This is a genomic window from Neisseria sp. HMSC070A01, from assembly GCF_001810165.1.
In the GTDB taxonomy this organism is placed as follows: Bacteria; Pseudomonadota; Gammaproteobacteria; order Burkholderiales; family Neisseriaceae; genus Neisseria.
The window spans coordinates 114752-135287 of record NZ_KV800119.1; the positions used below are offsets into that span (position 1 = coordinate 114752).

At 50.8% G+C, this 20536-nt stretch carries 21 protein-coding genes; 12 read left to right on the plus strand and 9 right to left on the minus strand.

Annotation, left to right across the window (positions count from 1 at the left end):
• Positions 1–75: 75 nt before the first annotated feature.
• Both lgt and HMPREF2711_RS01775 read right to left on the minus strand, forming a co-directional pair.
• A complete protein-coding gene (gene lgt, locus HMPREF2711_RS01770; protein WP_003746206.1) occupies positions 76–936 on the minus strand; it encodes a prolipoprotein diacylglyceryl transferase in 861 nt (286 codons plus the stop codon).
• 74 nt (positions 937–1010) lie between these two features.
• Positions 1011–2141, minus strand: coding sequence for a M14 family metallopeptidase (locus HMPREF2711_RS01775; RefSeq protein ID WP_003746205.1), 1131 nt, complete (start codon positions 2139–2141; stop codon positions 1011–1013).
• A gap of 174 nt (positions 2142–2315) precedes the next feature.
• On the opposite strand from HMPREF2711_RS01775, the gene argB reads away from it, so the two are divergent.
• The 3 genes from argB to ftsB all read left to right on the plus strand — a co-directional run bounded on the left by argB (position 2316) and on the right by ftsB (position 5051).
• On the plus strand, positions 2316–3203 hold the full coding sequence (gene argB / locus HMPREF2711_RS01780; protein WP_003746203.1) for an acetylglutamate kinase: 888 nt from the start codon (positions 2316–2318) through the stop codon (positions 3201–3203).
• A 262-nt stretch (positions 3204–3465) separates the two neighbouring features.
• Complete coding sequence (eno, locus tag HMPREF2711_RS01785) at positions 3466–4752, plus strand: phosphopyruvate hydratase (protein WP_003746198.1); 1287 nt, start codon at positions 3466–3468, stop codon at positions 4750–4752.
• Between the two features lie 23 nt (positions 4753–4775).
• A complete protein-coding gene (ftsB, locus tag HMPREF2711_RS01790; protein WP_003679613.1) occupies positions 4776–5051 on the plus strand; it encodes a cell division protein FtsB in 276 nt (91 codons plus the stop codon).
• Between the two features lie 69 nt (positions 5052–5120).
• Here ftsB and HMPREF2711_RS01795 read toward each other — a convergent pair whose 3' ends face one another.
• A complete protein-coding gene (locus tag HMPREF2711_RS01795) occupies positions 5121–5330 on the minus strand; it encodes a heavy-metal-associated domain-containing protein (protein ID WP_070615342.1) in 210 nt (69 codons plus the stop codon).
• 144 nt (positions 5331–5474) lie between these two features.
• Between HMPREF2711_RS01795 and HMPREF2711_RS01800 the strand changes: the two genes are divergently transcribed.
• The 3 genes from HMPREF2711_RS01800 to HMPREF2711_RS01810 all read left to right on the plus strand — a co-directional run bounded on the left by HMPREF2711_RS01800 (position 5475) and on the right by HMPREF2711_RS01810 (position 8884).
• Entirely contained in the window at positions 5475–6647 is a 1173-nt protein-coding gene (locus tag HMPREF2711_RS01800) for a sugar transporter (protein ID WP_003747088.1), read from the plus strand.
• 193 nt (positions 6648–6840) lie between these two features.
• Complete coding sequence (locus HMPREF2711_RS01805; protein WP_003747091.1) at positions 6841–8259, plus strand: SLC13 family permease; 1419 nt, start codon at positions 6841–6843, stop codon at positions 8257–8259.
• Positions 8260–8374: 115 nt separating this feature from the next.
• Entirely contained in the window at positions 8375–8884 is a 510-nt protein-coding gene (locus HMPREF2711_RS01810; RefSeq protein WP_003747093.1) for a peptidylprolyl isomerase, read from the plus strand.
• A 79-nt stretch (positions 8885–8963) separates the two neighbouring features.
• On the opposite strand, the gene HMPREF2711_RS01815 is transcribed toward HMPREF2711_RS01810, so the two are convergent.
• On the minus strand, positions 8964–9461 hold the full coding sequence (locus HMPREF2711_RS01815; protein WP_002232090.1) for a YbhB/YbcL family Raf kinase inhibitor-like protein: 498 nt from the start codon (positions 9459–9461) through the stop codon (positions 8964–8966).
• A 186-nt stretch (positions 9462–9647) separates the two neighbouring features.
• On the opposite strand from HMPREF2711_RS01815, the gene HMPREF2711_RS01820 reads away from it, so the two are divergent.
• The gene (locus HMPREF2711_RS01820) at positions 9648–10487 is read left to right on the plus strand and encodes a KPN_02809 family neutral zinc metallopeptidase (protein WP_070615345.1); all 840 of its coding nucleotides are present in this window, start codon (positions 9648–9650) and stop codon (positions 10485–10487) included.
• A 121-nt stretch (positions 10488–10608) separates the two neighbouring features.
• Positions 10609–11991 (plus strand): phosphomannomutase/phosphoglucomutase, encoded by a 1383-nt coding sequence (locus HMPREF2711_RS01825; protein WP_003747097.1) that lies wholly within the window; start codon positions 10609–10611, stop codon positions 11989–11991.
• Positions 11992–12095: 104 nt separating this feature from the next.
• Here the strand turns inward: HMPREF2711_RS01825 and rpe are convergent, their stop codons facing one another.
• Positions 12096–12776, minus strand: coding sequence for a ribulose-phosphate 3-epimerase (rpe, locus tag HMPREF2711_RS01830; protein WP_003747099.1), 681 nt, complete (start codon positions 12774–12776; stop codon positions 12096–12098).
• A 277-nt stretch (positions 12777–13053) separates the two neighbouring features.
• Between rpe and HMPREF2711_RS01835 the strand changes: the two genes are divergently transcribed.
• The gene (locus HMPREF2711_RS01835; RefSeq protein ID WP_003747101.1) at positions 13054–13482 is read left to right on the plus strand and encodes a Spy/CpxP family protein refolding chaperone; all 429 of its coding nucleotides are present in this window, start codon (positions 13054–13056) and stop codon (positions 13480–13482) included.
• 65 nt (positions 13483–13547) lie between these two features.
• On the opposite strand, the gene HMPREF2711_RS01840 is transcribed toward HMPREF2711_RS01835, so the two are convergent.
• Together HMPREF2711_RS01840 and HMPREF2711_RS01845 are read right to left on the minus strand one after the other, a co-directional pair.
• Positions 13548–14414: an ATP-binding protein gene (locus HMPREF2711_RS01840; protein ID WP_003747102.1), complete on the minus strand. Its 867-nt coding sequence runs from the start codon at positions 14412–14414 to the stop codon at positions 13548–13550.
• A 15-nt stretch (positions 14415–14429) separates the two neighbouring features.
• Positions 14430–15044 (minus strand): riboflavin synthase, encoded by a 615-nt coding sequence (locus tag HMPREF2711_RS01845; protein WP_003747104.1) that lies wholly within the window; start codon positions 15042–15044, stop codon positions 14430–14432.
• A gap of 125 nt (positions 15045–15169) precedes the next feature.
• Here HMPREF2711_RS01845 and rlmJ point away from each other — a divergent pair, with 125 nt between their 5' ends.
• The 3 genes from rlmJ (at position 15170) to HMPREF2711_RS01860 (ending at position 17540) form a co-directional block, all read left to right on the plus strand.
• Positions 15170–16015 (plus strand): 23S rRNA (adenine(2030)-N(6))-methyltransferase RlmJ, encoded by an 846-nt coding sequence (gene rlmJ, locus HMPREF2711_RS01850; protein WP_003747105.1) that lies wholly within the window; start codon positions 15170–15172, stop codon positions 16013–16015.
• A 130-nt stretch (positions 16016–16145) separates the two neighbouring features.
• Positions 16146–16499: a CSN8/SAC3 domain-containing protein gene (locus HMPREF2711_RS01855; RefSeq protein WP_003747107.1), complete on the plus strand. Its 354-nt coding sequence runs from the start codon at positions 16146–16148 to the stop codon at positions 16497–16499.
• A 66-nt stretch (positions 16500–16565) separates the two neighbouring features.
• Entirely contained in the window at positions 16566–17540 is a 975-nt protein-coding gene (locus tag HMPREF2711_RS01860; protein ID WP_003747109.1) for a class 1 fructose-bisphosphatase, read from the plus strand.
• Positions 17541–17678: 138 nt separating this feature from the next.
• On the opposite strand, the gene waaF is transcribed toward HMPREF2711_RS01860, so the two are convergent.
• The gene (gene waaF / locus HMPREF2711_RS01865; protein WP_003747112.1) at positions 17679–18698 is read right to left on the minus strand and encodes a lipopolysaccharide heptosyltransferase II; all 1020 of its coding nucleotides are present in this window, start codon (positions 18696–18698) and stop codon (positions 17679–17681) included.
• Positions 18699–18992: 294 nt separating this feature from the next.
• Complete coding sequence (gene guaB / locus HMPREF2711_RS01870; RefSeq protein WP_003747113.1) at positions 18993–20456, minus strand: IMP dehydrogenase; 1464 nt, start codon at positions 20454–20456, stop codon at positions 18993–18995.
• Positions 20457–20536: the final 80 nt, after the last annotated feature.

The window sequence follows — 20536 nt, forward strand, 5'->3', positions numbered from 1 at the left end:
CTAAAATCCATCCTCTTGAAGACATTAAAAGGCCGTCTGAAAACCTTTTCAGACGGCCTTTATTTCTTGTTTTATTTACGCTTTAGCAACACTGTTTTTACGGCCAAACCAAACAAAACCAATCACGCCCAATACAATCATCGGCACGCTCAACCATTGACCCATGGACAAGCCCAAAGTCAATAGGCCGAGATAGTCGTCAGGCTGACGGGCAAATTCGGCGATAAAGCGGAACAATCCGTAACCGCCCAAGAACAATGCTGCCGTTTGTCCGGCCGGACGCGGTTTTTTCGAGAAAATCCAAACGATGACAAACAGGCAAATGCCTTCAAGGGCAAACTGGTAAAGCTGAGACGGATGGCGCGGCAGCATGCCGTATTGTTGCAGCCATTCAGCCCACAAAGGATTATGCGCCGCGGCTTCCGCATCTTCGTAACGCGCTTGGGGAAAACCCATCGCCCAGAAAGCATTGAGTTCGGTAACTCGTCCCCAAAGTTCGCCGTTGATAAAGTTGCCGATACGGCCGGAAGCCAAGCCCAGCGGTACGAGTGGCGCAACGGTATCCATCAGCTTCAAGATACTGATGTTGTGCTTGCGGCCAAACAGCCACATGGCAACGACCACGCCCAAGAATCCGCCGTGAAACGACATGCCGCCTTCCCACACTTTGAAAATATCCAACGGGTTGGCCAGATAGTCGGAAAATTTATAAAACAAAACGTAGCCGATACGGCCGCCCAAGATGACGCCCAAGATACCCCAAGTCAGGAAATCGTCGAGTGTTTCTTTGGTAAACACAGAATTGCCCTGCGCGATACGGCGGCGGCCCAAAATCGTAAACAGGATAAAGCCGACAATATAGCTCAAGGCATACCAGCGGATGGCAAGCGGGCCGATGCTGATCAGCACCGGATCAAACTGGGGATGTATCATCATAATGTGTGTTCCTTATCTCAAAGGCCGTCTGAAAGCCTGAACTTTCAGACGGCCTGTATGCAATGTCGGACGGTTTAACGCAAATCGCCAACCACATTCAAAATAGCAGACAACATGGCCTCGCCCAAGCGCAGCGAGCGTTGGCCGTTCCAACCGAAATCGTCGTCCGGCAGGTTAGCATTGTCTTTAAACGGCATTTCCAAAGTATAGGCAAGGCAGTTGAAATGATTGCCGACCCAGTTGGTCGCCAAAGTCATGTTTGCCTGACCCGGCGCATCTTTGTCATAGCCGTAATCGTCTTGGAAATCGGGGCTGGCATTGAGCAGCGCAAGTTTGAATTGGTCTTCCAAGGCTTCGATGCGCTCGTTGTAGTTCGGCACGCCTTCGGTGCCGGCCACAAAGACAAACGGCAGGCCTTCATCGCCGTGAATATCCAAGAACAAATCCACGCCGGTTTCCATCATTTTTTCACGGACGGTAAAGACTTCGGGGCTTCGCTCCAAAGTCGGGTTTTCCCATTCGCGGTTGAGGTTGGCGCCGGCGGCATTGGTGCGCAGGTTGCCCAAAACCGAACCGTCCGGATTCATGTTTGGCACGATGTAGAAAGTCGCACGGTCAAGCAGCATGCGCGCGGTCGGATCTTGCGGATCAAGCAGGCGGCCCAACAAACCTTCGACAAACCATTCCGCCATGGTTTCGCCCGGATGCTGACGGGCGATAATCCAGACTTTCATGTCGCTTTCGACTTGGTTGCCGATGGTCAACAGATTAATATCGCGGCCTTGAACGGTACTGCCCAAGTCGTCGATACGGCACAAACCGCTGCCCTGCGCATCGCCCAAAAGGTTCAAATGCTGCTCGTTGGAATAAGGCTCGAAATAGGCGTAGTAAACGCTGTTGGACAAAGGCGTATGGTTGATGGTCAACACGCCGTTTTCATAGCTGGTCGGCACGCGGAACCAATTTTGGCGGTCGTAAGAAGCGCAAGCCTGATAGTCCTCCCAGCCCAAAGGATACGCAGCGTCCGCCGCATTTTCAAAATGCATCACGCAGTTTTGATAGGCCGCACCCTGCAAACGGAAGTAAAACCATTGGGCAAACTCCGAAGCATTGTCGGGACGCAGGGCGAGGCGGATATCGGCAGGGTTGCTCAAGTCTTTGACAACGACCGAACCGGCATCGAATTGGGTGCTGATTTTCATCATGGGTATCCTTAGTAATCGGCAAAGAGGCCGAAGCAAACCGTCATTTTACCGTTTGCATGAGGCTGGTTTCAACCATTTAACTGATTTAACAGGATTTCAAGCGCTTGGAAATATTGTTTCAGACGGCCTTTGGGATTAAGATAAAGGCCGAAATCATGAAACAAGGTTGAAACAATGACTCAGCAACAATCTGTCTCCTCTGCGATCAAAGCGCGCGTCCTTGCCGAATCTTTACCTTATATCCGCCGTTTTTCCGGCTCCATCATCGTCATCAAATACGGCGGCAACGCCATGACCGAGTCGGCCTTAAAAGAGGGCTTCGCACGCGATGTCGTCCTGCTCAAACTGATCGGCCTGCATCTCGTCATCGTTCACGGCGGCGGCCCGCAAATCAATGAAATGCTGGAAAAAGTCGGCAAAAAAGGAGAATTTGTTCAAGGCATGCGCGTCACCGACAGCGAAACCATGGACATCGTAGAAATGGTTTTGGGCGGACACGTCAATAAAGAAATCGTTTCCATGATTACCTCCTTCGGCGGTCGCGCCGTCGGCATTACCGGCCGGGATAACCACTTCATCAAAGCGGAAAAACTCCTAATCGACACGCCCGAACAAAAAGGCGTGGACATCGGCCAAGTCGGCACAGTGGCCGACATCGATACCCGGTTGGTAGAAGGCTTGGTCGAACGCGGCTGCATTCCGGTCATCGCACCCATCGGCGTAGGGCAAAACGGCGAAGCGTTCAACATCAATGCCGACTTGGTTGCCGGCAAACTGGCGGAAAAACTTCAAGCCGAAAAACTGCTGATGATGACCAATATCCCCGGCGTACTGGATAAAGAAGGCAAATTATTGACCACCCTGACGCCAAGCCGCATTGACGAACTGATTGAAGACGGCACGCTGTACGGCGGCATGCTGCCTAAAATTGCCTCCGCCGTCGAAGCCGCCAAAAGCGGCGTTAAAGCCACGCACATTATAGATGGCCGCGTTCCCAACGCCCTGCTCTTGGAAGTACTGACCGATGACGGCGTAGGTTCGATGATTTTAGGCGAAGGCTAATCTGGTTTTCAGACGGCCTTATGCCTGATTTAATCAGCTTTTCACCCTAAAAAGGGTAAAAAATGTTACACTATACGGCCTATGTTTGTTTGAACGATATTGACGTGAAACAAACTTACAGTCGGTTTCATACCGACGCCGATGCCATGCCCGGCAAAGGCGGTATAATGTCTGCATTCATCAGACTTTGGCAATCATCCTCAAGGCCGTCTGAAGCGCAACAAAGCTACTTTTCTTTTACCATCCTATTTTGGAGATATTCATGAGCGCAATCGTTGATATTTTTGCACGCGAAATCTTAGACTCTCGCGGCAACCCTACTGTAGAGTGTGACGTATTGTTGGAATCCGGCGTCATGGGCCGTGCAGCCGTACCAAGCGGCGCATCAACCGGTCAAAAAGAAGCTTTGGAATTGCGTGACGGCGACAAATCCCGTTACTTGGGCAAAGGCGTATTGAAAGCCGTTGACCACGTTAACAACCAAATAGCGCAAGCCCTCATCGGCATCGATGCCAGCGAGCAATCTTATATCGACCAAATCATGATCGAATTGGACGGTACTGAAAACAAAGGCAACTTGGGCGCCAACGCCACTTTGGCCGTTTCCATGGCCGTAGCACGCGCGGCCGCTGAAGATGCAGGCCTGCCGCTGTACCGTTACTTGGGCGGCGCAGGCCCAATGGCTCTGCCGGTTCCAATGATGAACGTTATCAACGGCGGCGAACACGCCAACAACAGCCTGAACATCCAAGAATTCATGATCATGCCTGTCGGCGCAAAATCTTTCCGCGAAGCCCTGCGTTGCGGTGCCGAAATTTTCCACGCGCTGAAAAAACTGTGCGATAGCAAAGGCTTCCCAACTACCGTCGGCGACGAAGGTGGTTTTGCACCCAACCTGAACAGCCACAAAGAAGCCCTGCAATTGATGGTGGAAGCCACCGAAGCCGCCGGCTACAAAGCAGGCGAGGACGTATTGTTCGCCCTGGACTGCGCATCCAGCGAGTTCTACAAAGACGGCCAATACCACCTGGAAGCAGAAGGCCGCTCCTACACCAGCGCAGAATTTGCCGAATACTTGGAAGGTCTGGTTAACGAATTCCCAATCATTTCCATCGAAGACGGTATGGACGAAAACGACTGGGAAGGCTGGAAACTGCTGACCGAAAAATTGGGCAAAAAAGTTCAATTGGTCGGCGACGACTTGTTCGTAACCAATCCAAAAATCTTGGCCGAAGGCATCGAAAAAGGCGTGGCAAACGCATTGCTGGTCAAAGTCAACCAAATCGGTACATTGAGCGAAACCCTGCAAGCCGTCGACTTGGCCAAACGCAACCGCTACGCCAGCGTAATGAGCCACCGTTCCGGCGAAACCGAAGACAGCACCATTGCCGACTTAGCAGTTGCCACCAACTGTATGCAAATCAAAACCGGCTCCCTGTCCCGTTCTGACCGCATGGCGAAATACAACCAATTGCTGCGCATTGAAGAAGAACTGGCCGAAGCCGCCTACTACCCCGGTAAAGCCGCATTCTACCAACTGGGCAAATAAGCAAAATATAGGATATTGATTGTATGAAGTGGGTGACTTTTGTTTTAACCTTCGCACTTTTGTGCTGTCAGTACAGCCTTTGGTTTGGCAAAGGCAGCGTCGGGCATACGGAAGAATTGCAGGAGCAGCTCGTCCGTCAGGAGGAAAAAAACCAAACGCTCACTTTACGCAACAATTTCCTCAATGCGGAAGTTGAAGACTTGGCACACGGACAAGAGGCTATCGCCGAAATTGCCCGCGTCGAATTGGGCTATGTCCAAGACGGCGAAGTGTATTACCGAATCATCGACCGCCGCTAAACCTATCAAACAAAGGCCGTCTGAAACAGTTCAGACGGCCTTTGTTCAAGAATGCTATGCCTAATTGGGTTACAAAGCCACGTCGTAGCCGCCGTCTTCTACGGCATCAATCAGCGCGTCGGCATCTGTTTTGCTTTCATCGAAAGTAACCACGGCATTTTTATTTTCCAGGCTGACTTCTGCTCTTTCCACACCTTCTACGCCTTCCAAAAGACGGGTTACGCTTTTCACGCAGCCGCCGCAGGTCATGCCGTCGATGTTGAGGGTAACTGTTTGCATTTGTATTTCCTTTCATTCACACAAATATGGTTGCCGAACACTTTACTCCTTACGCAAACAGCTTGCAAATTCTTCATTAAGGCCGTCTGAAAAATGCAGATAGGCGTACAATAACGACCTTTGCTTCATCAAACGGACATAATAATGACTTCAACATTCAAACAATGGGTTAGCGTATGCGCACTGGCGGTGGGGGCGTTTATTTTCAATACCACCGAATACATTCCGATTGCGCTTTTGAGCGACATCGGTCAAAGCTTTGGCAAAGCGGCAACGGAAGTGGGCATGATGATTACGGTGTATGCGTGGATTGTGGCGTTGCTGTCGCTGCCGCTGATGCTGATGACGAAAAACATCGAACGGCGCAAATTATTGCTGATGCTGTTTGCACTGTTTGCGCTGTTTCACGCGCTGTCGTTCTTTTCTTGGAACTTCAACATCCTCTTGGTCAGCCGTATCGGGATTGCGCTGACACATGCGGTCTTTTGGTCGATTACGGCTTCTTTGGCGGTACGGCTTGCCCCCGCCGGCAAAACCAATCAGGCTTTGGGCCTGCTCAGTACGGGTACGGTTTTGGCGATGGTGTTGGGCATTCCGCTGGGGCGCGTGGTCGGGCAATACTTCGGCTGGCAGCTCAGCTTCCTGCTGATCGGCGTCTGCGCTGCCGGCGTAATGCTGGTGTTGGCCAAAAACCTGCCTGCTTTACCCAGCCAAAATACCGGCTCTTTAAGCAGCCTGCCGAGTTTGTTCAAACGCCGTAACCTGGTGCTGCTCTATGCCATGACGGTGTTGATTATTACAGCCCATTTCACGGCATACAGCTATATCGAGCCTTTTGTGTTGCAAGTTGGCGGATTTAAGGCAGAACAAGTTACCATCGTTTTGAGCCTGTACGGTTTGGCAGGCTTCGCCGCTTCTTATCTGTTTGGCAAATGGTTTGCCAAATCGCAACGTTTGTTTATGCTCGGCGCAGTGGCGGTCATCCTGCTCTCCGCCCTGCTGCTTCTGCCGTTTGCCTCTTTCCCTTATGCGGTGTACGCGCTGGTGTTTATTTGGGGCGTGGCCATCGTCATCGTCAGTTTGGGCATGGTATCGAAAGTTTTGGCATTTGCCTCGGATGCAACTGATGTGGCCAACTCGATTTATTCAGGTTTGTACAATGTCGGTATCGGCGGCGGTGCGCTTTTGGGGCATTACGTGACCACTTGGTTCGGCCTTTCCAATATCGGCATTGCAGGCGCGCTCTTGGCTGCGGCCGCTTTGGCCGTGTGCAGCCTACTGGTTAAAGCACAAGACAACCCGACACAAAACGTTTAAAATCCAATCACTTTCCTAATCGGACGGACAAACGGCCCTCCTGCTGCTTGTCCGTTTTTTATTTTATTTTAAAAAATAATTTACAATTTATTTACACTACATTAAATTACAAATATACTGTCGCTGTCAGGCCGTCTGAAAACGGCTGGCACAAGCGTAAAAGAAAAACCAGCAAACTTCAGAGGAACATTCTATGGATCTGCACGCAAAGGACAAAACCCAGCATCCGGAAAACGTCGAGCTGCTCAGTGCGCAAAAGCCGATTACCGACTTTAAGGGCCTGCTGACCACCATCATCTCCGCCGTCGTCTGTTTCGGCATTTACAGCGTCCTACCTTACAGCCCCGACGCCAACAAAGGCATCGCGCTGTTGATTTTCGTTGCCGCGCTTTGGTTTACCGAAGCCGTCCACATCACGGTAACCGCATTGATGGTGCCGATTCTCGCCGTCGTACTCGGCTTCCCCGACATGGACATCAAAAAGGCGATGGCGGGCTTTGCCGATCCGACGATTTACATCTTCTTCGGCGGTTTCGCACTTGCCACCGCCCTGCACATGCAGCGCCTCGACCGTAAAATCGCCGTCAGCCTGTTGCGCCTGTCGCGCGGCAATATGAAAGTGGCCGTATTGATGCTGTTTGCCGTTACCGCCTTCCTGTCCATGTGGATCAGCAATACCGCGACCGCCGCCATGATGCTGCCTTTGGCCATGGGTATGATGAGCCACCTCGATCAAGAAAAAGAACGCAAAACCTACGTTTTCGTCCTACTCGGCATCGCCTACTGCGCCAGTATCGGCGGTTTGGGCACCGTGGTCGGTTCGCCGCCAAACATGATTGCCGCCAAAGCGCTGAACTTGGACTTCGTCGGCTGGATGAAGCTCGGCCTGCCGATGATGCTGTTGATCCTGCCGCTGATGCTGTTCTCCATGTATGTCATCCTCAAACCTAATTTGAACGAGCGCGTGGAAGTTAAAGAGGAGTCTATCCCTTGGACGCTGCACCGCGTGATCGCATTGTTGATTTTCTTGGCTGCCGCCGTTGCTTGGGTATTCAGCTCCAAAATCAAAGCTGCATTCGGTATTTCCAACCCCGACACCGTCATTGCCCTGATTGCCGCCGTTGCCGTCGTCGTATTCGGCGTGGCGCAATGGAAAGAAGTCGCGCGCAATACCGACTGGGGTGTATTGATGCTCTTCGGCGGCGGTATCAGTTTGAGCGCGTTGCTGCAATCTTCCGGCGCGTCCGAAGCATTGGGTCAACAGGTTGCCTCCACCTTCTCCCACTCTCCTGCGTTGCTGGTGATTTTCGTGGTTGCCGCCTTCATCATCTTCCTGACCGAATTCACCAGTAACACCGCCTCCGCCGCGCTGCTCGTACCCATTTTCGCCAGCATCGCTACGCAAATGGGGCTGCCTGAACAAGTCTTGGTATTCGTTATCGGCATTGGCGCATCTTGCGCGTTCATGCTGCCGGTTGCTACGCCGCCTAACGCGATTGTGTTCGGTACGGGCTTGATTAAACAACGCGAAATGATGAATGTCGGCTTATTGCTGAACGTCCTCTGTATCGTATTGGTTGCGCTGTGGGCTTATTTCGTCCTGATGCCGTAAACCCGTAAACATAGTCCAGGCCGTCTGAAAGAATATTTTTCAGACGGCCTTGAAGTTTGTCGTTCAGACACAATTTAACGAATGATTAAAACCGGATTCTAACGAAAGGAAACCCATGATTATCCTGCACACCAACAAAGGCGACATCAAAATCGAACTCGATTTCGACAAAGCCCCCGTTACTGCTAAAAATTTCGAGCAATACGTTAAAGACGGCTTCTACGACGGCGTAATCTTCCACCGTGTCATCAAAGGCTTCATGATTCAAGGTGGCGGCATGGATGAAAACATGAACGAAAAAGAAACCCGCGATCCGATTCAAAACGAAGCATCCAACGGTTTGCCTAACGAAAAATACACCATCGCCATGGCGCGTACTTCCGATCCTCACTCTGCCAGCGCGCAATTCTTCATCAACACTGCCGACAACGCTTTCCTGAACTTCCGCTCTAAAGAACTGTACGGCAAAACCGTCGTCCAAGACTGGGGCTACGCCGTATTCGGTAAAGTCGTTGACGGTTTTGACGTGGTCGATGCCATCGAAGGCGTTTCTACCAAACGCCACGGCTACCACGACGATGTACCGACCGAACCCGTCATCATCACCAAAGCCGAAGTGGTTTAATTGATTTGATTTCCCATAAAAACAGCCTGTCCGAATTCAAAACGGACAGGCTGTTTTTCAATCATTAATGACGATACCTTCACACATCATAAGTACCGACCACGCATGCCGAATCCAACACATGGCCCTGCATGGCAAAATGCAGCTCATTAAAGCGGAAACCGCGCGGTAAATCCAAAACAGTGTCCAGCGCGTACACAATCAGTTCATAACGATGGCGGTTGTTCGGTGGCGCCATACCGCCGTAAAACGAAGCCTCTTCGATTTCAAACTTACCCAACGCGCTCGCCCAAGTATTCGCGCCCTGCGTAAAATCTGTTGCAGAAATACTTTCATTTTCTGCCACGGAAGTACGTTTCAAATCCGAAATCAACCAATGCGTCCATACGAAACCCGATGCTGAAATGGCATCTTTGTCTTCCAACACCACGGCAAACGATTTTGTTCCTTCAGGTGCATCTTCAATCTCAAAAGGAATCGAATAAGAAGGCATACCGCTCGGGCTGAACTGGCTGCCGCGCTTGCCGTATTTGTCTTCAAATTCGCCGTTGACAATAGCTTTACTGCTGACTTTCATCTTATATCTCCCAATAGTAGGTTTATTCATTCTAACAAACACCAAGGCCGTCTGAAAGATACTGCCTGTTTCACTTTCCCGATGTCGCATTTTCAGACGGCCTCAAGCAATATTCACAATTCGATCAAACACATTTGGCATTCCATAGTATAATCCGCCGCATGAAAACTACACAGGATACGCATTATGGATTGGAAAGGCCGTGAACAAAGCCAAAACGTCGAAGATCGCCGCGGAAGCCGTGGCGGCGGTGGCGGCAAAATGCCGGGCATACTCGGCATTATCGTGGTTTTGGTCGGCGCATATTACGGCGTGGATTTGAGCGGTTTGGTTGGCGGCTCATCTTCGATGGGCATTCCTACCCAGCAAGCTTCCCGACTCGACAGCCAACAAGAAGCCGAGTTGAAAGAACTGTCCCGTGTCGTCCTTGCTGATACCGAAAAAGCATGGAGTAAATATTTCCAGCAACACGGGCAACACTACACACCGACAACCATGGTGTTGTATGAAGGCAGTACGTCCACCGCCTGTGGTACGGGCCAATCTGCCATGGGCCCGTTTTACTGTCCGGGCGACCAAAGAGTTTATTTGGATTTGAGTTTCTACGAAGACATGCGCACCAAGCTCGAATCCGCCAGCGATGCCGCGTTTGCCTACGTTATTGCCCATGAAGTCGGCCATCACGTTCAAAACCTGCTCGGCATTCTGCCTAAAGTCCACAAAATGCAACAGCAAGTCGGCAAAAAAGAGGCCAATGCCCTTTCCGTCAAACTCGAATTGCAGGCCGACTGTTTCGCTGGTATTTGGGGACACTACGCCGTCAACAACAATATCTTCAAAACAGAAGACATTCAAAAAGCGATGCTTGCCGCCGAATCCGTCGGCGACGACCGCTTGCAGAAACAGGCTCAGGGCTATGTCGTTCCCGACAGCTTTACCCATGGCTCGTCCGAAGAACGCATGACTTGGCTCAAGCGCGGCTTGGAAAGCGGCGATATCAACCAGTGCAACACTTTCAACAATTGATTCGTCCAAACAACACTGTTCTTTGATGTAACGATAAAAGGCCGTCTGAATTCTTCAGACGGCCTTTTAGCCGTGTTAGAATAACGCCTATTATTTTCCCTTAAATTCAAAGGAAATCCACATGGCAAATATCGCCCGCGACATTTTCAAAGCCTACGACATCCGGGGCATCGTCGGTAAAACCCTGACCGACGAAGCTGCCTACTTAATCGGCAAAGCCATTGCCACCAAAGCCTTAGAAAAAGGCATTACCCGCATCGCATTCGGTCGCGACGGCCGTTTGAGCGGTCCCGGCCTGATGGCACAAATTCAACGCGGTTTCACAGACAGCGGCATCGACGTCCTCAACGTCGGCATGGTTGCCACCCCTATGCTCTACTTCGCAGCCATCAACGAATGCGGCGGCAGCGGCGTAATGATTACCGGCAGCCACAATCCGCCCGATTACAACGGTTTCAAAATGATGCTCGGCGGCGACACGCTCGCAGGCGAAGCCATTCAAGAACTTTTAGCCATTATTGAAAAAGACGGTTTTGTTGCCGCCGACAAACAAGGCAGCGTAACCGAAAAAGACATCTCCGGCGAATACCACAACAATATCGTCGGCCACATCAAGCTCAAACGCCCGATGAAAATCGCCATCGACGCGGGCAACGGTGTCGGCGGCGCATTCGCGGGTAAACTCTACAAAGGCTTGGGCAACGAAGTAACCGAACTTTTCTGCGAAGTGGACGGCAATTTCCCTAACCACCACCCCGACCCTTCCAAACCGAAAAACCTGCAAGACCTCATTGTCGAGCTCAAAAACGGCGATGCCGAAATCGGCTTGGCATTTGACGGCGATGCCGACCGCTTGGGCGTGGTTACCAAAGACGGCAACATCATCTATCCGGACCGCCAACTGATGCTTTTCGCGCAAGACGTGTTGAGCCGCAATCCTAAAGCCAAAGTGATTTTCGACGTCAAATCCACCCGCCTGCTCGCGCCTTGGATTAAAGAACACGGCGGTGATCCTGTCATGGAGAAAACCGGCCACAGCTTCATCAAATCCACCATGAAAAAGACCGGCGCACTGGTTGCCGGCGAAATGAGCGGACACATCTTCTTTAAAGAACGCTGGTTCGGCTTCGACGACGGTATGTATGCCGGCGCACGCCTCTTGGAAATCCTGTCTGCCTTCGACAATCCATCCGAAGTGTTGAACAAGCTGCCGCAAAGCATTTCCACTCCGGAACTCAACATCGACCTGCCGGAAGGCAGCAACGGCCACAAAGTGATTGAAGAGCTGGCTTCCAATGCCAAGTTTGAAGGTGCGACCGAAATCATCACCATCGACGGCTTGCGCGTTGAATTCCCCGACGGCTTCGGCCTGATGCGTGCTTCCAATACCACACCGATTTTGGTGTTGCGTTTTGAAGCGGATACACAAGAAGCAATTGAGCGTATCCAAAACCAATTCAAAGCAGTCATTGAAAGCAATCCTGCATTGAAATGGCCGCTGTAAGGGTTTAGGCTAAAACAAAAGGCCGTCTGAAAATCATTTCAGACGGCCTTTAATATTCAATATTGTTATTCCAAAGTTTCAAAACTAAGAATATCCCGGCTTAGTTACCCGATTTGCGCCAACTGTTGGCGCATTTCATCGATAACGGCTTTGTAATCCGGTTTGCCAAAAATCGCCGAACCGGCCACAAACGTATCCGCACCTGCCGCTGCAATTTCTGCAATATTGTCTGTCTTCACACCGCCATCGACTTCCAATGCGATATGGCGGCCGCTTTGCCATTCGTACTCGTCCAACATCTCGCGCACTTTGCGGATTTTCACCAGCGTATTCGGGATAAAGCTTTGTCCGCCAAAACCCGGGTTGACCGACATCAGCAACACCATATCCAGTTTATCCAAAACGTTTTCCAGAATATTGACCGGCGTAGCAGGATTCAATACCAAGCCTGCCTGACAGCCGTATTCTTTAATCAAACCCAAGCTGCGATCGACATGGCGGCTGGCTTCCGGATGAAAAGTAATGATATTGGCACCGGCTTTGGCAAACGCATGAATCAAATCGTCCACCGGCTCAACCATCAAATGCACATCGACCGGCACGGTTGCATACGGTTTCAAAGCCGCGCAAACCATAGGGCCGAAAGTCAGATTCGGCACATAATGATTGTCCATCACGTCAAAATGAATCAAATCCGCACCGGCGCGGATAACTTCGGCAACCTCTTCGCCCAAGCGGGCAAAATCGGCAGACAAAATACTGGGGGCGATACGGTAGTCGGTCATGTTTGTTCTCCTAAAGTGTGTTCCTTTGTCATTATCGCATTTTTGCCCCTATGTTGTATGCTGCCGACAACATCTCTACCGTCATTTTTATGAATTTACATTTCACATACATTAATGAAACTTAAAATCAAATTGTAAGGCTTTGAAAATAAATTATTTGAATACATACATGTGCAGAAAAATCTAACATCATTAACAAAAGTTAACTGCTTTGATACTGCCTTTCACACGCTAATCGGTTATATTTCCAAACCTGATGAAACATTAGGAAAACACCGTGTCTGTCGCACTTTCCCGCTATCCGACTTTTACTTTCTTAGCACTCGTCCTACTCTGTTCCAGCCTGCCTGCCCATGCCGGTCCGTTTCTGGCCACTTTGGACGACTTCCACCCCAATTGCGATATCCGACAGCTTAATCTATCCGCCGACCAACACGCCGCCCTGCGCCGCCTGCGTACCGACTTCAAACAAATCAACGATAAAGCCTACCGCAAAACCGTACGCTCCGACCGCAACCGCCGTCAAACCATCATCAAAATCCTCTCCGGCGACTCATTCGATTCAAACGCCGCCCGCGACTATGTTGAAAGCCGCTACCTCTCCAGCATGGACTATGCAGTGGATGAAATGGAAATCCAATACCGCCTCTATCATCTGCTCAATCCGCGCCAACGCCAGCAGTGGTTGTCTTCATGTTTGCGCTGATGGATAAATAAAAATACAAAAGGCCGTCTGAAACCATATTCAGACGGCCTTTGCTTTTTTCAGCCTTAATCCAACACTCTTTCTTCCGGCAAGCGTCCTGCCCAGTCGCAGGCAAACTGCCATGCCGAGCGGCCTGAACGGCTGCCGCGCATTTGCGCCCATTGCAACGCGGCTTTGCGCGCGGTATCGTCAAAAGGCACATTGAAATCGTCCAACCAGTTGGCTACGGCGGTCAAATAATCGTTTTGGTCGAAAGGATAAAAACTCAGCCATAAGCCGAAGCGGTCGGAAAGGGAAATTTTCTCCTCGACGGCCTCTTTCTGATGGATTTCGCCGCGAGTGCCCGTAGTACCGCCGTTTTCATCCATGTATTCGGGAATTAAATGACGGCGGTTGGAAGTTGCATAAACCAAAACATTGGTGCAACGTTGCGACAATCCGCCGTCTAAAGCAGTTTTCAAGGCTTTATAGGTTTCATCGCCGGTTTCAAACGACAAATCATCGCAGAAAACGATAAATTTCTCGGGGCGTTCGGACAACAGCGTCAACAAAGCCGGCAAGCTGATCAAATCGCTTTTATCCACTTCAATCAGTCGCAGGCCGCGCTCGGCGTATTCGTGCAACAACGCTTTAACCAAGGAAGATTTGCCCGTACCGCGTGCGCCGGTCATCAAGACATTATTTGCCGGACGGCCTGCCAAAAATTGCTCGGTATTGCGTTTCAGCCTGTCGGTTTGCGAACCGACTGCCGCCAATCGGCTCAAAGGAAACGTATGCGGACGCGGCAGACTTTCCAAAATACCTTTTTTGCCCACGCTGTGCCAACGGTAGGCCAAAGCGCGCCAGTCGGTTTTACCGGCTTCGTCAGGCAGGATTAAATCCAGACGGTTTAAAACGGAATTCGCTTTTTTCAAAAAATTAGATAATTTCATTTCGGCTTTCTTTTTTCAGACGGCCTTTTGCGCCAATACCCGCATAACGGTATCGACAACGGCTTGGGTTTGCGGATCGATTTCAATATTGATGAGGTCGCCTTCTTTGCGGCTGCCAAACAGGGTACGCTCCAAAGTCTCAGGAATCAGGTGTACGCAAAATTCGCTGTCGCTGACTTCGCCTATGGTCAGGCTGCAACCGTCCAAACCGACAAAGCCTTTGGTCAGGATGTAGGGTTTGAGGTTTTCCGGCAGCTCAAACCAAACTGTACGGTTGAACTCGCTGGATTCGATACGGGAAATTCGGGTAACCGCCATCACATGGCCGCTCATCACATGGCCGCCGATTTCATCGCCAAACCGCGCCGCGCGTTCCAAATTGACACTGTCGCCGACTTTCAAGCTGCCGAGATTGGTTTTGCGTAAGGTTTCGTCCATCAAATCAAAGCTGACTTTGTTGCCGTCGATTCGGGTAATGGTCAGGCAGCAGCCGTTGTTGGCGACAGAGGCGCCGGTTTGCAGATTGTCGGCGATTTCAGGGGGCAGCTCGACTGTGTGGGTACGAAAGTCGGGCGAAGGTTGGACGATGTCCGTAATTTTGCCCATGCCTTGTACGATGCCTGTAAACATGATGTCTTCTTTCCGATGGTACGATAAGGCGGATATTGTAGCATTTTCCAGGCACAAAGGCCGTCTGAAAGCGGTGATGGTGATGGTTTGGGGTATAATCGGATTTTTATTTCCGCCGCCCGATCATGCTCAGCTACCGCCACGCCTTCCATGCCGGCAACCATGCCGATATGCTCAAGCACTTTACCCTCTTCCTCGTCCTCGAATATTTCAACCGCAAAGACAAGCCTTATTGGTATACCGATACGCACAGTGGTGCCGGTTTGTATGATTTGAGCGGCGATGAAGCGCAAAAAGTCGGTGAATACAAACAGGGCATTGCGCTCTTGGAACAAGCTGACAAGCTGCCTGCCGAATTGGCCGAATTTGTCGGCCGTCTGAAACAAATCCTGCCGCAAGACAACCTTTACTGCGGCTCGCCTTGGCTGGCACAGGCGCTCACGCGCGACAGCGACAAAATGCGCCTCTTTGAGTTGCACCCTGCCGATTTTGTCCATTTGCAAAACAATATGCGCGAAGTCCATCCGCCGCGCAAAGTACAAGTCAGCCAAGCGGACGGTTATCAAGGTTTGATTTCACTCTTGCCTCCCCCGCCCCGCCGAGCCGCCGTCTTGATTGATCCGCCCTACGAAGAAAAACAAGACTACCGCCGTGTCGTCCAAGTTTTGAAAGATGCTTTGAAACGCTTTGAAACCGGCTGCTACATGGTTTGGTATCCTTGCCTGAGCCGCGAAGAAAGCCGCAAACTGCCTGACGAACTCAAAAAAATCGCTCCCGACAATCATCTGCACGCCGAGCTTCATGTCCATACGCCGCGCAGCGACGGCTTCGGTATGCACGGCAGCGGCATATTCGTCATCAATCCGCCCTATATGCTTGCCGAACAGTTGCAAAACAATCTGCCCGGACTTTCCAAAATTTTGGCGCAAGATGCCGGTGCGCATTATGTATTGGAAAGTAAAACGAAATAAACGCTGCCATCTGAACATAGACCCAAGCGCTTCGATTTTTTCTTCATACCTGTTCAGACGGCCTTAACCCTTTATACTTAAGCCTTTTTCCACTACAATTCACAACATAACAATTAACGGCCGTCCACTCATGAATATACGCACACCCCTAGCCTGCACGCTCCTGCTTTGCGCATGCAGCGAATCTGTAAAAAACGAATTTAAAGAAGAATTTACCCAAAGTTTCCGCACCGAATTTGTCCGCTCGGCAACCGAAGCCTGCGTAGAAAAAGCCGCAGGAAAAAGCCCGTTTGATTCCGCGACCACTGAAAAAATCTGCCGCTGTATCGGCGAAAAAACAGTTGATAAAATCAGCCCCGAAGAAGCGACCTCGCTTTTAGGCGGCAGCAATACCATGAGCGACGAGCTGAAAAAACGCATCAAGGACGTCAGCATCGCCTGCACTAAAGAAGTTTTAGGCATGGCCGAGAGCAAAACCAAATGAACACGCCGTTTTCAGACGGCCTGAAATTGAAAAATATTCGATTCAAACTTAGGAAAAGAGTGAAACATGAAGACATTGAACCAATTCTTAGCCCAACATCTGCCCGAACACAAACTGCCGCAAGAGCTGGCCGGCGTACTGGAATCCGTAGCCGCTGCCTGTTTGGACATCAACGCAAAAGTCCGCCTCGGCGCGCTTTCCGGCGTTTTGGGCATGGCCGGTACCGGCAACATCCAAGGCGAAGACCAAAAGAAACTCGATGTCATCGCCAACAACATCATGATTGATGTTTTAAAAGCCAATGCCAACATCGCAGGCCTTGCCAGCGAAGAAGAAGACACCTATGTCGCCACACACGAAAACGGCGGCTATTTGGTATTGTTTGACCCGCTGGACGGCTCTTCCAATATCGACGTCAACATCTCCGTCGGCACTATTTTCTCCGTCTTGGCCAAACCTGAAGGCGCATTGACTACCGAATCCTTCCTGCAAAAAGGCCGCGACCAAGTGGCCGCAGGTTATGTTTTATACGGTCCGCAAACCCAACTGGTACTGACTGTCGGTTACGGCGTATTCGTCTTCACTCTGGACGATGCCAACCAATTCCTGCTGACCAAAGAAAATCCGCGCGTTCCCGAATCCACTAAAGAATTCGCCATCAATATGTCCAACCAAAGACATTGGTTCGCCCCTGTTCAACAATACATTGACGAATTGCTGGCAGGCGAAACCGGCGTACGCGGCAAAAACTACAATATGCGCTGGGTAGCCAGCATGGTTGCTGAAATCCACCGCATCCTGATGCGCGGCGGCGTATTCATGTATCCGCAAGACAAACGCGACCCATCCAAACCGGGCAAACTTCGCCTGATGTACGAAGCCAACCCGATGAGCCTGATTATGGAACAGGCCGGCGGCGCATCAAACAACTCCATCGAAGCCATGCTCGACATCCAACCTACCGGCCTGCACCAACGTGTTGCCGTATTCATGGGCAGCCGCGAAGAAGTCGAATACGTTTACAATCTGCATCAAAAATAATCGGATGTATTGAAACCCAAAAAGGCCGTCTGAAATATGATTTTCAGACGGCCTTTCGTCAAAAAATAAAAGAAACAAAAAATCAAAAGGCAGACTCAAATCTGCCCTTTGCTGCTTTCCATCTAACCTTTATTGGGATTACACCGAACGAGCCAGCTCTTCCGCCGCTTTTTGCACTATATCCGGCGTCAGCTTGTTCAAACAATCCGTGTGCCCCAACGGACATTCGCGCTTGAAACAAGGCGAGCAATCCAAATTCAAGCTGACGATTTTCGCCTTTTGGCTGAGAGGCGGCGTATGGTCAGGGCTTGATGAACCGTAAACCGCAACCAATTTCCGATCAAGCGCGGCCGCAAGGTGCATCAGACCGCTGTCGTTGCACACGACCGTATCGGCGCAAGACAACAAATCAATCGCCTCCGAAAGATTGGTTTTGCCGCAAAGATTGGTACACAGGCCGTCTGAAAGCCGGTTGATTTCATCTGCAATATCGAAATCTTTTTGCGAACCAAACAGCCAAACCTGCCAACCCTTAGCCAAATAGCGGCGGCCGAGTTCGGCAAAATGACGCGCAGGCCAACGCTTGGCCGGGCCATATTCCGCACCGGGACAAAATGCCAAAATCGGTTTATCCGTCGTCAAACCATGTTTTACCAAAGCGGCTTGACGGCTTTCGGGATCAATCGTGAAACAAGGATTATCGGAATGCCCGTTAAAATCCGCTTGGGTCGGATGCGCCAGCGCAGTATAGCGGTCGACCATCAGAGGCAACGCGGCCTTATCCAACTTGCGGATATCGTTCAGCAAAAAATAGCGCGACTCGCCGACGTAGCCCGTACGCTGCTTGATGCCCGTAGCCAAGGCAATAATGGCGGATTTGAGCGAACCGGGCAAAACAATCACTTGATCATAGCCTTCTTTTCCCAATTCACACCCGATACGCCAGCGTTTTTTCAATTCCAACGCACCATGTCCAAACGGGTTTTCCATCACACGGTTGATTTCAGGCATACGCTCAAATACGGCCATCGACCATTTGGGCGCAAAAGCATCAATGGTGCAGCCGGGATGCAGCTCATGCAAACGGCGATAAAGCGGTTGGGTCATGACGCAGTCGCCAATCCAGCTTGGGGTAATAATCAGGATTTTTTTGGACATAATGGAATGTGTTTTTAATTTTGGCTTATTGTAATACGATTTTTAAAAGGCCGTCTGAAACTTGGTTTAATCGCCCGGAACAAAACTAACTATTTGATACATGTCATTTCAACAGATGTACTCTGGTTTGAGCGCATGAAGCGTTTGTCTTCCCAATTTATCTGGTAAATTCTACAAATACCCAACCTGAGACAACAGACCGAACGGCGGCAAGCAATATTCTCTTCATTTTTAAAACTTTATAAAAACAGAAAGGCCGTCTGAAATATTTTCAGACGACCTTTTTATAGTGGTTTAACGATGGTAGTTAGGCGCTTCTTTAGTGATTTGTACGTCGTGAACGTGGGATTCGCTCATACCGGCAGAAGTGATTTCCACAAATTCTGCTTTCTCGTGCATTTCAGCAATATTGGCGCAACCCAAGTAACCCATGCTGGAGCGCAGACCGCCGGTCAATTGGTGGATGATGTTCACAATCGGGCCTTTGTAAGGCACGCGACCTTCAATGCCTTCAGGAACATATTTGTCTGTGCTGTCGGTTTTGTCTTGGAAGTAGCGGTCGGCGGAGCCTTGGCTCATTGCACCCAACGAACCCATGCCGCGGTAAGACTTGTAAGAGCGGCCTTGGTAGAGTTCGATTTCGCCCGGTGCTTCTTCCGTACCGGCAAACATACCGCCGAGCATGACGCTGTATGCACCTGCTGCCAGAGCTTTGGCAATATCGCCGGAGAAGCGGATACCGCCGTCGGCAATCAGGGGAACGCCTGTACCTTTCAGGGCTTCGGAAACATTGTGAATCGCAGTCAGCTGAGGCACGCCCACGCCTGCCACGATACGGGTCGTACAAATCGAGCCCGGGCCGATACCGACTTTAACGGCATCCGCACCGGCGGCCACCAAATCCAAAGCGGCTTGGGCAGTCGCGATATTGCCGCCGATGACTTGAATGTGCGGATAGGTTTCTTTGACCCAGCGCACGCGATCGATAACGCCTTGGCTATGACCGTGGGCAGTATCGACTACAATCACGTCCACACCGGCTTCTACCAATGCTTTGACGCGCTCTTCGGTATCGCCGCCGGTACCTACCGCAGCACCGACGCGCAGACGGCCTTCGGCATCTTTGCTGGCATTAGGGAATTCGGTTGTTTTGAGAATATCTTTAACGGTAATCAGACCTTTGAGTTCGTCTTGGTCGTTCAATACCAAAACGCGTTCCACTTTGTGCGCATGCATGATCTCGCGTGCTTCATCAATGCTGGTACCTTCAGGAACGGTAACCAAACGGTTGCGGGGGGTCATGATGGCAGAAACAGGCAGATCGACACGGTTTTCAAAACGCAGGTCGCGGTTGGTCACGATACCGACCACTTTGCCGTTTTCAACAACAGGCAGACCGGACATTTTACGTTTGCGTTGTGCGCGCATTTCCAATACGTCGCGGATCAATGCGGTCGGCGCAACGGTAACGGGATCTTTCACCACGCCGCTCTCATGGCGCTTCACTTTGGAAACGGCACGCGCTTGCAACTCCGGCGTCATGTTTTTATGGATAATGCCGATGCCGCCTTCTTGAGCCATAGAGATGGCCAGACGCGCTTCGGTAACGGTATCCATTGCAGCAGAAAGTAGAGGGAGGTTGAGCGTGATATCGCGGGTGAGTTTGGTTTGAAGTTTGACATCTCGAGGCAGCACGTTTGAGTGCGCTGGAACCAACAAAACGTCGTCGAAAGTATAGGCTTTTTCTACAATACGCATGATGCTCGGTCTTTCAGTTTGTGCAAGATGCACGGCATTATATCACACCGGCTTGATGCTAACATTGGCAATACATGTTT

Excerpts from the sequence above, each read along its gene's own strand:
- HMPREF2711_RS01860 (WP_003747109.1), top strand. The coding sequence starts at position 16,566 with ATGAAGACATTGAACCAATTCTTAGCCCAACATCTGCCCGAACACAAA.
- HMPREF2711_RS01815 (WP_002232090.1), bottom strand. The coding sequence starts at position 9,461 with ATGAAAGTCAGCAGTAAAGCTATTGTCAACGGCGAATTTGAAGACAAA.
- HMPREF2711_RS01810 (WP_003747093.1), top strand. The coding sequence starts at position 8,375 with ATGATTATCCTGCACACCAACAAAGGCGACATCAAAATCGAACTCGAT.
- rpe (WP_003747099.1), bottom strand. The coding sequence starts at position 12,776 with ATGACCGACTACCGTATCGCCCCCAGTATTTTGTCTGCCGATTTTGCC.
- HMPREF2711_RS01845 (WP_003747104.1), bottom strand. The coding sequence starts at position 15,044 with ATGTTTACAGGCATCGTACAAGGCATGGGCAAAATTACGGACATCGTC.
- waaF (WP_003747112.1), bottom strand. The coding sequence starts at position 18,698 with ATGTCCAAAAAAATCCTGATTATTACCCCAAGCTGGATTGGCGACTGC.
- guaB (WP_003747113.1), bottom strand. The coding sequence starts at position 20,456 with ATGCGTATTGTAGAAAAAGCCTATACTTTCGACGACGTTTTGTTGGTT.
- eno (WP_003746198.1), top strand. The coding sequence starts at position 3,466 with ATGAGCGCAATCGTTGATATTTTTGCACGCGAAATCTTAGACTCTCGC.
- ftsB (WP_003679613.1), top strand. The coding sequence starts at position 4,776 with ATGAAGTGGGTGACTTTTGTTTTAACCTTCGCACTTTTGTGCTGTCAG.
- HMPREF2711_RS01855 (WP_003747107.1), top strand. The coding sequence starts at position 16,146 with ATGAATATACGCACACCCCTAGCCTGCACGCTCCTGCTTTGCGCATGC.
- HMPREF2711_RS01840 (WP_003747102.1), bottom strand. The coding sequence starts at position 14,414 with ATGAAATTATCTAATTTTTTGAAAAAAGCGAATTCCGTTTTAAACCGT.
- HMPREF2711_RS01775 (WP_003746205.1), bottom strand. The coding sequence starts at position 2,141 with ATGATGAAAATCAGCACCCAATTCGATGCCGGTTCGGTCGTTGTCAAA.
- HMPREF2711_RS01825 (WP_003747097.1), top strand. The coding sequence starts at position 10,609 with ATGGCAAATATCGCCCGCGACATTTTCAAAGCCTACGACATCCGGGGC.
- lgt (WP_003746206.1), bottom strand. The coding sequence starts at position 936 with ATGATGATACATCCCCAGTTTGATCCGGTGCTGATCAGCATCGGCCCG.
- HMPREF2711_RS01795 (WP_070615342.1), bottom strand. The coding sequence starts at position 5,330 with ATGCAAACAGTTACCCTCAACATCGACGGCATGACCTGCGGCGGCTGC.
- HMPREF2711_RS01805 (WP_003747091.1), top strand. The coding sequence starts at position 6,841 with ATGGATCTGCACGCAAAGGACAAAACCCAGCATCCGGAAAACGTCGAG.
- argB (WP_003746203.1), top strand. The coding sequence starts at position 2,316 with ATGACTCAGCAACAATCTGTCTCCTCTGCGATCAAAGCGCGCGTCCTT.
- HMPREF2711_RS01800 (WP_003747088.1), top strand. The coding sequence starts at position 5,475 with ATGACTTCAACATTCAAACAATGGGTTAGCGTATGCGCACTGGCGGTG.
- rlmJ (WP_003747105.1), top strand. The coding sequence starts at position 15,170 with ATGCTCAGCTACCGCCACGCCTTCCATGCCGGCAACCATGCCGATATG.
- HMPREF2711_RS01820 (WP_070615345.1), top strand. The coding sequence starts at position 9,648 with ATGGATTGGAAAGGCCGTGAACAAAGCCAAAACGTCGAAGATCGCCGC.